The organism is Cryobacterium sp. TMT2-10 (assembly GCF_004403075.1).
In the GTDB taxonomy this organism is placed as follows: Bacteria; Actinomycetota; Actinomycetes; order Actinomycetales; family Microbacteriaceae; genus Cryobacterium; species Cryobacterium shii.
In genome coordinates, this window is sequence record NZ_SOGW01000052.1 from 1 (window position 1) to 13190 (window position 13190).

The 13190-nt window shown below is 70.2% G+C and carries 5 protein-coding genes; 4 read left to right on the top strand and 1 reads right to left on the bottom strand.

Annotated elements, in window-relative coordinates:
• Positions 1-158 precede the first annotated feature (158 nt).
• The gene (locus E3T37_RS05955) at positions 159-3623 is read left to right on the top strand and encodes a DEAD/DEAH box helicase (protein WP_194087843.1); all 3465 of its coding nucleotides are present in this window, start codon (positions 159-161) and stop codon (positions 3621-3623) included.
• A 26-nt stretch (positions 3624-3649) separates the two neighbouring features.
• On the opposite strand, the gene E3T37_RS05960 is transcribed toward E3T37_RS05955, so the two are convergent.
• Positions 3650-4177: a flavodoxin domain-containing protein gene (locus tag E3T37_RS05960; protein WP_134365897.1), complete on the bottom strand. Its 528-nt coding sequence runs from the start codon at positions 4175-4177 to the stop codon at positions 3650-3652.
• 292 nt (positions 4178-4469) lie between these two features.
• Here E3T37_RS05960 and E3T37_RS05965 point away from each other — a divergent pair, with 292 nt between their 5' ends.
• The 3 genes from E3T37_RS05965 (at position 4470) to E3T37_RS05980 (ending at position 12542) form a co-directional block, all read left to right on the top strand.
• Positions 4470-6656 carry a bifunctional diguanylate cyclase/phosphodiesterase gene (locus E3T37_RS05965; RefSeq protein ID WP_134365898.1) on the top strand — a complete coding sequence of 729 codons (2187 nt, stop codon included), beginning with the start codon at positions 4470-4472 and terminating at the stop codon, positions 6654-6656.
• Positions 6614-8980: a bifunctional diguanylate cyclase/phosphodiesterase gene (locus E3T37_RS05970; protein WP_134365899.1), complete on the top strand. Its 2367-nt coding sequence runs from the start codon at positions 6614-6616 to the stop codon at positions 8978-8980. The genes E3T37_RS05965 and E3T37_RS05970 overlap by 43 nt, the downstream gene beginning before the upstream one ends.
• Before the next feature lie 688 nt (positions 8981-9668).
• Positions 9669-12542 (top strand): cation-translocating P-type ATPase, encoded by a 2874-nt coding sequence (locus tag E3T37_RS05980; protein ID WP_134365900.1) that lies wholly within the window; start codon positions 9669-9671, stop codon positions 12540-12542.
• The last annotated feature ends 648 nt before the right edge of the window (positions 12543-13190 follow it).

Consider the following 13190-nt stretch of genomic DNA (forward strand, 5'->3'; position numbering starts at 1 on the left):
TCGCCCTCGCCATGCTCAGCCTCGGCGGCCACAAACCAGTACTCCCCGGCCGGGTTTAACCCACGGTTACGACAGGAGAGCCAAAATCTCCGTCGAATTGGGTGAACACCGGACACGGCGGCGCTCCGCCTGTGCGGCCCGCGTGAGAGCATGGAGCCATGTCTGAGGCCGGGTCTCCCCCGGCGCGGGCGGACTGGAAGCGGATTGCGGGGCGCGCCGCTGAGCCGGCCGGCGCAGCCGTGTCACCGGGCGCGCGGCGCGCCGCCCCGGCCCCGCCCGTGGCCATGGGCCTCCAATTCGAGCTGCGCGAGCAGACACCCCGCACGAACGACCGCTGGCGCGGCGCCACGGCCCGGACGGTCACGTCCCTCGGCGCCGGCCACGGCGTCCTGCGGCTGGGGGTGCGGCCGGTCATCCTGAATGCCCGAGGCAATTGGGTGCGCACCAACGTGTCCTGGAACCAGCTCGGCTTCCACCTGAACCGGTTGAACCTGAACCTGGCCCACCACCGCTGGCTCAGCCAGCTCCTCGCCCTGCACCGGGCCGTGCGCGGCGTCTACACCAGCCAGGAAGCCGACTGGCTCTACCTGGACGACTTCGCGAGCCCGCTGCTCTGGACTCTGTTCGACGAAGCCGACGTGCTCGGCCTGCGGCTGGTCGGCAGCAAGAAGGATGCCACGGTCACGGTGCACCGCGAGGCCCGCGTCAGCCTCGACGCCACCGCGCACATCGACTACGAGCTCCTCGACGCGATCGCGCTCGAGACCACCGCGCACCCCGCCGTGCCTGACACCATCGACGTCGCCCCCGCGACCACCCCCGCCACCGTGCCCGCGCCCGCCGGCCTGCGCCTGACCACCCGGCTCCTGTTCGACGGCGCCCCGCACGACCCCGCACGGGCGGGCGCCATCGGCACCCACGGGGTGTACGGCTTCGCCCTGGGTCCGCAGCCGGCGTTCACCCTGGCCCCCACCGCCGGCCCGCTTAGCCCCGAACAGGCCCGGCTGCTCGGCCGGCCCGATTCCGTGATCGTGCCCGAATCCGACGTGACCGAGTTCCTGACCGAGTTCTACCCGGCGCTGCGCCACGCCCTCCCGGTGACCAGCACGGATGCCACCGTGCACTTCCCCGAGTCCGACCCGCCCGTGCTCGTGCTCACCGCACGCTTCCGGCCCCGGCAGACCCTCGACCTGGGGTGGCACTGGGAGTACCACGAGGGTTCCGCCGTGACCGCGCTGCCCGTGCTGCCCGTGCTGCCTTCGCTGCCCCTGCTGCCCGTCCGGGCCGTCCGGGCCGAGGCCGGGAGCCCGGCCGGGAGGCCGGCCGACAGCCCGGCCGACTCTCGTGGCGCAGGTTCTGGCCCGGGGCGCAGGCTCGAGCATGCGCCCCGGGCCGTAACCACCGCCACGACGAACGCTCCGGGCGACGATGGCACCGCCGACGGGACGAACGACGGGACGGACGACGGGACGGACGGCGACGGGACGGACGGCGACGGCACGGACGGCGGCACGGACCACAACGGCACGGGCGACGACGGCAGCAGGGACACGGCCGCCGAGCGCGACATCCTGGGCCGGGTCAACGCAGAGCTCGAGCAGGCCGGGCAGGGGCGGCTGGGCCCGGCCGCGGCATCCGTCACCCTGCAGGGCGTGGACGCGGCCGAGTTCACCGAGAAGACGCTGGGGCGGTTGGCGCTGCCGGGCGTGCGGGTCGATGCCGTCGGCGTGCAGCCGGACTACCGCGAGCTGACCGAGACGCCGGAGCTGACCATCACCACGATCGAGACCGACCAGCGCGACTGGTTCGACCTCGGCGTGATCGTGACCATCGACGGCCGCAGCGTGCCGTTCGGCCCATTGTTCAAGGCGCTGGCCAAGGGGCGGAACAAGCTCCTGCTCGTCGACAACAGCTATCTCTCGCTGCGGCAGCCGGCGTTCGAGCGGCTGCACGAACTGATCGACGAGGCCCGCGCCCTGCAGGAATGGGACACCGGGCTGCGGATCAGCCGCTACCAGGCCGGGCTCTGGGCCGAGTTCGAGGACCTCGCCGAGCACACCGAGCAGGCCGTGGCGTGGCGCGCGGCCGTGTCCGGGCTGCTCGCCCTGAACGGCCCGAACGGCGACACCGGCACCGGCGCGGCCGCGAGCACCGACACGAGCCCCGCCCCCGTCCTCGCACCGACCGCCCTCCCGGCCGGCGTGCGGGCGACCCTGCGCCCCTACCAAATGCAGGGCTTCACCTGGCTGGCGTTCCTCTGGCGGCACCGGCTGGGCGGCATCCTCGCCGACGACATGGGCCTCGGCAAGACGCTGCAGACCCTGGCGCTGATCGTGCACGCCACCGGCGAGCCGGGCCCGGTCGAGCCCGGCACCGACCGGCGGCCGTTCCTGGTGGTGGCCCCGACATCCGTCGTCGCCAATTGGGCCTCCGAGGCCGCCCGCTTCACCCCGGGCCTGACGGTGCGGGTGATCACGGCCACCGAGGCGGCGTCCGGCGTGACCCTGACGGATGCCGCGGCCGGCGCCGACGTGCTGGTCACCTCCTACACGCTGTTCCGTCTCGACTTCGAGGCCTACCAGGCCCACGGCTGGGCCGGACTGATCCTCGACGAGGCGCAGTTCGTGAAGAACCGCACCTCCCGGCTGCACCAGTGCGCACGCGAACTGAACACCCCGTTCAAGCTCGCCATCACGGGCACCCCGCTGGAGAACAACCTGTTGGAGTTACACGCGCTGTTCGCGATCGTGGCCCCCGGACTGTTCCCCTCCCTCCGCCGGTTCACCGAGGAATATGTGCGCCCGGTGGAACGCGGGGACAACCCGGAGCGGCTGGCCAGGCTGCGCCGACGCATCCGCCCCCTGCTGCTGCGGCGCACCAAGGAACTCGTCGCCCCCGAGCTGCCGCCCAAGCAGGAGCAGGTGCTGCAGATCCCGCTGAACGCCCGGCACCGCACCCTCTACGACACCTTCCTGCAGCGCGAACGGCAGAAACTCTTCGGCCTGATCGACGACCTCGACCAGAACCGGTTCATCGTCTTCCGCTCCCTGACCCTGCTGCGCCTGCTCAGCCTGGACCCGTCCCTGGTGGACGAGAAATACGCCGGCGTGCCGTCGAGCAAACTCGACGCCCTGTTCGAGCAGCTCGAGGACGTCGTCGCCGAGGGCCACCGGGCGCTTGTCTTCAGCCAGTTCACCTCGTTCCTGCAAAAGGCCGCGGCCCGGCTCGACGCCCGAGGCACCTCGTACTGCTACCTCGACGGCTCCACCCTGCGCCGGTCGGAGGTGATCGACCGGTTCAAGACGGGCGCCGAGCCGGTGTTCCTGATCAGCCTCAAAGCAGGCGGGTTCGGTCTCAACCTGACCGAGGCGGACTACGTGTTCCTGCTCGACCCGTGGTGGAACCCGGCCACCGAGACGCAGGCCGTCGACCGCACCCACCGGATCGGTCAGACCCGCAACGTGATGGTCTACCGCATGGTCGCGACCGGCACGATCGAGGAGAAGGTGATGGCCCTGCAGCAGCGCAAGGCCGCCCTGTTCGATTCCGTGCTGGGGGGCGAAGGCACCGGTTTCAGCGACGCCCTCACCGCCGACGATATCCGCGGCCTGCTCGAGCGCTGACAGGCCCTGAGAGCGGTCAGCGGGCGTCAGCCGGCCGGCAGCTCCTTGGCGATGGCCGCCGCCCACTCGTCGATCGCGGCCCAGTTGCGAAAGTCTCCCTCGGGCAGCAGGTCGCGGCCCGACGGGATACGCCGGACCAACCGGTCGCGGCGGCCGAGCACGGCCGGGTCGAGTGCACCGAAGAACACCTGCATCCCGCGCGGCTGGAGCGCCTGGCTGAACTCCTCGAATTGCTTCGGCTCGGACTCCTTGAGCAGGTCTCGGCCCTGGGCGTCCTTGCCCGCCGCGCCGAGCGGCCCGCTGCTGAACAGCCAGACCGGCTGGGTCGCGAGCAGCTCCCGATTGCGCTTGACGAACTCGGTCGCCTCCTTGCGCCAGGAGCCCATGTAGGCGGAACTGCCGATCACGAACCCGGCGTAGTCGCCGGGGTTGTCAACGGATGCGACGGGTCGGGCCTCGGCCTCGCGACCCGCTTCGCGGAGCTTCCGTGCGATGCGCTCCGCGATCCCCTCGGTGGCGCCGTACTTGCTCGAATAACCCACCAGTATCGTCATGATTGCCTCCCGCTCGTCGTGCACGCCGGCCCTACGGGGTCGTCAGTCCTACGGTTCAATCGTATTCGTGGCGAGCCTGATCCCGGGCGTTCCGCGCACCGATTATCCCACCCTGCCCCCAACGTTCACCGGGCGACGGTTTTCCTGCTGTCATCGGCCACTGACAGCCCGTCCCCGCTGCTACTCTGATCATGAAATATGTGGGGGTCCATTGCAGTCGAAGTCAGGTGCTGATTACCGTCGCCGACTCGGCGTGTACATCGCCAGTCCGGGCACGAAGCTCATGTGGGTCATGGCATTACTGGTCTCCGCCTATGTGGCCGGACTGCTGTTGCCCGGCGACGCTCCCCGCCCCCTGCTCGACGGTTGGCTCGCGGGCCTGATCAAACTGGCTCTCGTCGGTGTCTGCTGGGCATCCGCGGCCAGAACGAGCTTCCGTCGTCCTGAACTCCTGCTGACCGCCGCGGGTGTCACCCTGGTCGGCATTTCCGACACCTACCTCCTCCTGGTTCCGGCGGATGTCCGACCGGTCGCCTTCCCGGCGCCGAACAACGTCGGCTACCTCGGGTTCTACGTTCTGATGCTGTCCGTGCTCGTGATCCTGCTGCGCCGCCAGATCCGCACCACAACCTGGTCGGTGGTGCTGGACAGCACCATCGGTGTCCTCGGCGCGTCCTCGGCGCTGGTCGTTCTGCTCACTCCCGTGCTGTTATCGATCGATGAGAACGGGACGGGCCTCTCCCTGGCACCGGGCATGGGCAACCCCCTGTTCACGCTGCTGCTGGTGGCCGGCATCGCCGGCATCGCGATCTCGCAGGGCCCGGTAGACAAGCGACGGTGGATCCTGTTCGTGCTCGGCCTGGTGATCTTCGCCTCCACCAACATCGTCTACGCCCTGATCGGCACCGGCTACGTGGTGGGCACCCCGCTGGACGCCGGCTGGGCCGTCGGCCTGGCCCTGATCGCCACCTGGACGGATGCCGCCGCCAACCCCGAGACGGCGTCGCCCCATTATGTGAACGGTACGGCCGCTCTCGCGCTGCCCGCCATCTCCACTGCGGCCGGCCTCGGTGTTCTCATCCTGGCCAGCCAGGTCCCGATTCCTGCGTTCGCGGTCGGGCTCGCGGCCACGACCATGGCCCTGGCCGCCATCCCGCTGGTCTCCCGGCAGGTGGCCCTGCGGCGCCAGGCGAGGACGGACGACTTGACCGGGCTGCCCAATCGCCGCGCCCTGTATGCCGGCGTCTCCCTGCGCCTCAGCACCGACCGCAGCCAGCGTCGCGCGTTGTTGCTCCTGGACCTGGACCGCTTCAAGGAGGTCAACGACAGCCTGGGACATGACGCAGGCGACCGTCTCCTGGTGCAGGTCGGTGACCGCCTGCTGAGCGTGCTCCGCACCGGGGACCTCCTCGCCCGGGTGGGCGGCGACGAATTCGCGATCCTGCTCGACCATTCCGGCCAGGTCGAGGCTGAGTCCGTGGCCGCCAAGCTGCGAAACGTGCTGGCGGCGCCATTCACGTTGGAGGGAATCGCCCTGCAGATCAGCGTCAGTATCGGGATCGCGCTGTATCCCGAGCAGGGCGACGACCTGACCGCCCTGCTGCGCAAGGCCGACATGGCGATGTACAAGGCCAAGTCGAACAACAGCGGTCACCACGTCTATCGCAGCGTGGACAACAGCCACGGCGAGACCAGGCTCCGCACCCTGCAGGAGCTGCGCGTCGCCCTGGAGAACGACCAGCTGGTGCTGCACTTCCAGCCGAAGATCGACCTGTCGGCGGGCATCGTCCACAGCGTCGAGGCCCTCGTGCGCTGGAACCACCCCACGCGTGGCCTGCTCTTCCCCGATCAGTTCCTCGCCCTGGTCGAAGAGGCCAACCTCATGCACGGCCTCACCCAGGAGGTCCTGCGCAAGGCCCTCGACCAGGCCCAGGACTGGGCGAGCCAGGGACGACCCCTGACCGTCGCGGTGAATCTGTCGGCCAGCTCCCTGGTCGATGCCGACCTCCCCGAGCGGGTCGGCGCCATGCTGAAGGCCCGCGACCTGACCGCGAGCGCCCTGATCCTGGAAATCACCGAGGACTTCCTGATGGCCGACCGCGACCGGGCCCGGGACATCCTGGTGCGGCTCCGCGGCAGCGGCATCCGTATCTCCGTCGACGACTTCGGCACCGGTTACAGCTCGCTGGCCTACCTGCGCGATCTACCCATCGACGAACTCAAGCTCGATCAGTCCTTCGTTTTCCCGATGGCCGAGGACCCCCGGGCCGCAGCCCTGGTGGCCTCGACGATCGACCTCGCGCACGGCCTGGGCCTGCGGATGGTGGCCGAGGGTGTGGAGAACGCCACCACCTACGACGAGCTGGTGCGCTACGGCTGCGACTACGCGCAGGGCTATTTCATGTGCCGGCCCGTTCCGGCCGCACAGCTGGACCTGTGGATCGCCGCCCGCACGGGCGACCCGGCCAGGTCGCTCTGATCGGGGTGACATCGACCGGGACCTCGACCGGTACCTCGACCGGGATGTCGGCCGGGGACACCTCGATCCGCGGGCTGGCGAGGACCCTGCTGCTCCTGCTCGCCGGCCTCCTCGTCGTTGCCTACGCCGTGGGCCTGGTGGTGAAGGGCTCGGGGTTCAGCCCGCTGGTCGACGGCTGGCTGGCCATGGTCTCCGAGTGGGTCCCCGTGCTCATCGCCTGGCTCGCCTTGCGCCGGGTCGGCGGGGGCCGCATCGAGGTGGCCCTGGCGGCCGCCGCTCTCACCGCGAACGCGCTGGCGGACACGTACTACCTGGCGTCGACGGATTCCGGCGGTGCGGCGCCGTTCCCCTCGCCGGCAGACGCGGGTTACCTCCTGTTCTACGCCCTGATGCTGGGCGCGCTGGCCGTGCTCGTCAACCGCCGGCTCCGCGGATCGGCGTGGTCGGTGCTCCTCGACAGCGCCGTCGGCTCCCTGGGCGCCGCCGCCGTGCTGGCAGTGCTGCTCAGCCCCGTGCTGGACTCCGCGACGTCGGGTCCGGTCTCCCTCACCATGGCGGTCGCTACCGCCTACCCGGTCCTGGACCTTCTGCTGGTCGCGGCCGTCGCCGTGATCGTCGCCACCCACGGTCCGACGTCCGGCCGCCGCTGGCTCCTGCTCGTCGCGGGACTGCTCGTCTTCGCCGCCGCCGACACGGCCTTCGCCCTGTTGGGCGGCGGCTACCTCGTCGGCACCCCGCTGGACGCGAGCTGGAACATCGGCACGCTGCTGATCGCCCTCTGGGTTGATCGCTCCACCACCCCGCTGCCCTTGCCGAGCCGCCCGGTCACGAACGTGTCTGCCCTCGCCGTTCCGGCGGTGTCGACCCTGGCCGGACTGGGTGTGCTGCTCCTGGCCAGCCAGGTTCCCGTGTCCGGCCCGGCCGTCGGTCTGGCCGGCGCGACCATGGCCCTGGCCGCGATCCCCCTCGTCGCGAGGCAACGCGTGCTGCGCCTCCTCGCCCGAACCGACGACCTCACGGGTCTCCGCAACCGCCGGGCGTTCAACACGGATGTCCCGCTCCGCCTGGCCGCATCCGAGCACCGCCACAGCGCCCTGCTCCTGCTGGATCTCGACCGGTTCAAGGAGGTCAACGACAGCCTCGGCCATGACGTCGGCGACCGGCTGCTGATCCAGGTCGGCATCCGTCTGTCGCAGCAGCTGCGTTCCGGGGACCTTCTGGCCCGGCTGGGCGGCGACGAGTTCGCGATCCTGCTCGGCGACTCGACCAGGGAGGACGCGGCGACCAGGGCCGAAAAGCTGCGCTCCGCACTGGCCGTGCCGTTCACGCTCCACGGGATCGCGCTGCAGACCAGCGTCAGCATCGGCATCTCCCTCTACCCCGAGCAGGGACAGGACGTGATCGCCCTGCTCCGCAAGGCGGACATGGCGATGTACAAGGCCAAAACCACGCACACCGGGCACACCGGGCACAAAGTCTATGACAGCGAGGACGACAGCCACGGCGACATCCGTCTGCGCACCCTGCAGGACCTGCGGTTCGCCCTCACCGATGACCAGCTGGTGCTGCACTACCAGCCCAAGGTCGACCTTGTCACCGGGGACGTGCAGGACGTCGAGGCCCTCGTGCGCTGGAACCACCCCACCCGGGGCATGCTCATGCCGGACCAGTTCATCGAACTGGTCGACGAGGCCGGGCTGATGCACGCGCTGACGCAGGAGGTGCTGCGGAAAGCCCTGGACCAGGCGGCCGTCTGGCAGGCCCAGGGGCATCCGTTGCGGATCGCCGTCAACTTGTCGGCCAGTTCCCGCGTGGACATGGAGCTGCCGGAGCGGATCGGAGCCATGATCTCCGCCCGCGGGCTGACCGCGGCGGCACTGACCCTGGAAATCACCGAGGAGTTCCTCCTGAACGACCGGGATCGGGCCCGCGCCATCCTGACCCGGCTGCGCGGTCAGGGCATTCGCATCTCGGTGGACGACTTCGGCACCGGCTACAGCTCGCTGGCCTATCTCCGCGACCTGCCGATCGAGGAGCTCAAACTCGACCAGTCCTTCGTCTTCCCGATGGTGGACGATGCCCGGGCCGCGACCCTGGTCTCTTCGGCCATTGCGCTCGCCCACAGCCTCGGCCTGCGCATGGTGGCCGAGGGCGTGGACAATATGGCGGCCTACGACAAGTTGATCGGTTACGGCTGCGACTTCGCGCAGGGGTATCACCTCTCGCGCCCGGTCTCCGCCGCCGTTCTCGACGACTGGCTCGCCGCGCGGGGCGCGCCGCCCGAACTCGTGCCCGCCGCTCCCGTCGCTCCCGCCGCCCTGTAGCCCTGTAGCCCTGTAGCCCCGTAGCCCCGCCGCCCCGTAGCCCCGTAGCCCCGAGAGTTCCCGTAGCCCCGAGAGTTCCCGTAGCCCCGAGAGTTCCCGTAGCCCCGAGAGTTCCCGTAGCCCCGAGAGTTCCCGTTCCGGTCGAGAGTGACCGGCATACCGGCCGCGCTCGACCGGAACGGGAACAGTCACGGTGCCCTTGTCGAGCGGCGCGCGGCGGAGTAGAAAACGGGTGGACCGGTCTTCGTCCATCGGGCGTCCGACGCCGATCCCGTAGGTGACGTAGCCCTCGAAATCACCGGCCGGGGCATACCGGGTGATGGCGTCGTAACCGATCACGGCCGGGGGAGCGGAGACGACGCTCGACTCCGTGCCGCAGACGCCGGTGCGGGTGTACGAAGTGGAGAAGATCGAGCAGGGCCGGCACCTCTACGTCGTGGCGATCCAGATCGACTCCAGCCAGTGGCGCTGAGCGCGCGCCGTGGGGCACGGCCGTGAGGGGCGAGTGTTCCCGTTCCGGTCGAGAGTGACCGGCACAGCGGCCACTCTCGACCGGAACGGGAACAGTGGCCGGATCTAGACTGGGCTGGACCCGGGCTCCCGGGGCGGCACCCGGTGGACCGGGAGCGGCACCGGACACTCCGGATACACCGGACACCGAAGACACCGGAGACGAGGACCTCTGCAGATGGACGCGTCGGTTCCAGCGGAGCAACCCGGGCAGGGTGAGCCGGGCCTCGAGCCGTCAGCGGTCGACCCGTCACGCGTCGACGCGTCACTCGTCGACGCGTCCCTGGTTGATGCCGGCGAGATCGCCCGCCGCCTCGAGGTCGATGTCACGACCGGGCTGTCCACCGACGAGGCTGCCCGGCGCTTGGCGGCCGACGGACCGAACGCGTTGCGCACGGTGCGGCCCGTGCCCGGCTGGCGCAAGATCCTCGCCCAGTTTCAGGACCCCCTGATCTACCTGCTGCTGGTCGCCACCGCGGTGTCGATCGGGGCCTGGCTGATCGAGGGCGCCGCCGGGCTGCCCGTCGACGCCATCGTGATCGCCGCGATCGTCATTCTCAACGCCGTGCTCGGCTTCGTGCAGGAGGCGCGGGCCGACAACGCGGTCGCCGCCCTGGCCACCATGACCGCGGCATCCTCGACCGTGCTGCGCGGCGGCCTGCTCACGACCGTGCCCAGCACCGAGCTGGTGCGCGGGGATCTGCTCGTGCTCGGCGAGGGCGACAGCGTGGGGGCGGATGCCCGGCTCACCGAGGCGACCGCGCTCCGCATCGCGGAGGCCTCCCTGACCGGCGAGAGCCAGTCCGTGACCAAAGACCCGCGCACCCTCCCCGCGGCCGTCGGGCTCGGCGACCGCCTGAACATGGTCTTCAAGGCGACCGCGGTCAGCGAGGGCGTCGGTCGGGCCGTCGTCACGGGTACCGGCATGGACACCGAGGTGGGCGTCATCGCGACCATGCTCGACAGCACGCAGGCGCACCCCACCCCGCTGCAGGACGAGATCAGCCACATCGGCAAACTGCTCAGCATGGTGGTCATCGCGATCGCCCTCGTCGTGATGCTCACGATCGTGCTCGCGCAGGGCGTGTCCACCCCCGCCGACTTCGTCACGGTGTTCCTGCTGGGGGTCTCCCTCGCCGTGGCCGCCGTCCCCGAGGGGCTGCCGGCGATCCTGTCGGTGATCCTCTCCATCGGGGTGCAACGGATGGCGCGGCAGAACGCCGTGGTCAAGAGCCTGAAATCCGTGGAGACGCTCGGTTCCGCATCCGTGATCTGCTGCGACAAAACCGGCACGCTGACCCGCAACGAGATGACGATCCAGCGGGTGCTGACCGCGTCGGGGCGGGTCGAGGTGACCGGGGTCGGCTACCGCCCCGAGGGCGAGGTGCGCCACGGCGGGGCGCCGCTCACCGACCCGGCCCTGCGCTACGAGACGCAGCTCGTGCTGGGCGCCGGCTCTCTCGCCGGCAACGCGCAGCTGGCGGAGCGGGACGGTGAGTGGGAGATCCAGGGCGACCCGACCGAGGCCGCGTTCCTGGTGGCCGCGGCCAAACTCGAGGGCACGACCGTGCACATGGCCCGGTTCGACCGGCTCGGGGAGATGCCGTTCACCTCGGAGCGCAAGATGATGTCTACCCTGCACCAGGAGCGAAGCGACGGCAGCCTGCGCATCTTCAGCAAGGGCGCGCCCGACGTTCTGCTGCACCGGTGCACGCGCCTGCAGGTCGGCGAGACCATCGTGCCCCTGGACGACGAGTCGCGGCGGCGGCTGCTGGCCGACATTCAGGAGCTTTCCGCGCAGGCGTTCCGCACCCTGGGCGTCGCCTACAGCAGCGCCGACGAGAACACCGCCCCGCTGGATGAGGCCGACGAACGCGACCTGATCTACGCCGGGGTCGTCGGCATCATCGATCCGCCGCGCGACGAGGTCACGGCGGCGATCGCGGAGGCCCACCGCGCCGACGTGCGGGTGGTGATGATCACCGGGGACCACCCGGGCACGGCGGCCCGGATCGCGAGCGACCTGGGCATCGACCGGCCCGGGGCGACCGCGCTGTCGGGAGCGGATCTCGACCGCCTCGACGAGGCGGGGCTGCGGGAGGCGGTGCGCGGGACATCCGTTTTCGCCCGCGTCTCCCCCCGCCACAAGCTGCGCATCGTCGACGCCCTCCAGGCGAACGGCGACATCGTGGCGATGACCGGCGACGGCGTCAACGACGCGCCGGCCCTGAAATCCGCGGACATCGGCGTGGCCATGGGAATCACCGGCACGGAGGTGACGAAGGAGGCCGCGAAGATGATCCTGGTCGACGACAACTTCGCCACCATCGTGGCCGCCGTGCGGGCCGGGCGGGTGATCCTGGACAACATCAAGAAGTTCCTGCGCTACCTGCTTTCCTCGAACATGGGCGAGGTGCTCACGGTGTTCCTCGGCGTGCTCCTGGCCGGAGTACTGGGGCTCACCGGCGCGAGCACCGAGACCGTGGTGCTGCCGCTTCTGGTCACCCAGATCCTCTGGATCAACCTCGTCACCGATTCCGGGCCGGCCCTGGCGATGGGCGTCGACCCCGAGATCGACGACGTGATGGCGCGCCCGCCGCGGCGCATCACCGACCGGGCGATCGACCGGCGGATGTGGGTGGGCATCATGTCCACCGGCCTGGTCATGGCCGTGGTCACCCTCGCCACCATCGATCTGTTCCTGCCCGGTGGTCTCCTGCCTGCGCTGGACCCCGGCAGCGACGGCCTGACCGTGGCGCGCACCGCCGGCTTCACCACCCTCGTCTTCGCCCAGCTGTTCAACACCCTGAACGCCCGCTCGGAGTCGACCAGCGCCTTCCACCGCCTGTTCGTGAACCGGTGGCTGTGGGGTGCGATCCTGCTGGCCGTGCTGCTTCAGGTCGCCGTGGTGCAACTCCCGGTGCTGCAGGCCGCGTTCGGCACCGCCTCGATGGACCCGCTGCACTGGCTGGTCTGTGTGGGCATGGCTTCGCTCGTGCTGTGGGTCGAGGAACTGCGCAAACGGATGCTGCGCTCGCTCGGCCGCGCCTGACCGGTCCGTGTGATGCGCTCGTGTGTGCGCTCGCCGCTCGCCCCGCCCGCGACATCCACCCCGCTCACCCAGCTCACCCCCGCTCACCCAGCTCACCCAGCTCCCCCCGCTCACCCAGCTCACCCCGCTCACCCAGCTCACCCCGCTCACCCCCGCTCCCCCCGCTCACCCAGCTCCCCCCGCTCACCCAGCTCACCCCGCTCACCCCCGCTCCCCGTCTGCCGTTCGCCGCTCGTCCGAACGAATTCGACGGAGATTTTGCCAGAATCGGTCCAAAACAGGCTGAAATCAATGTTTTAAATCAAAATCTCCGTCGAATTGGTTAGTCGCGGTCTCCACGGTCAGGTCGCAGATAAGGAGGGAGGCCGCCGGTCGGACAGACACCTGTGCGCGGCCCTCCCGTCCGAACGAATTAGACGGAGATTCTGCCGAAATCGGGCCAAAACAGCGCGCAATCACCTTTTTAGATCAAAATCTCCGTCGAATTGGTTAGTCGTGGGTCGCCTTGCTCCGCGCCGTTGCCTTGGCCAGCATCCGTGGCTGCAGTGAGCCCGCGCGCAGGCAGAACGGACTTGCCGGGCGGCGCAGCGGGGCAGCTCGGGCCCGCCGGCGGCTGGGGCGCCCCAGCTCGGGGCCGCCCGCCGGCGC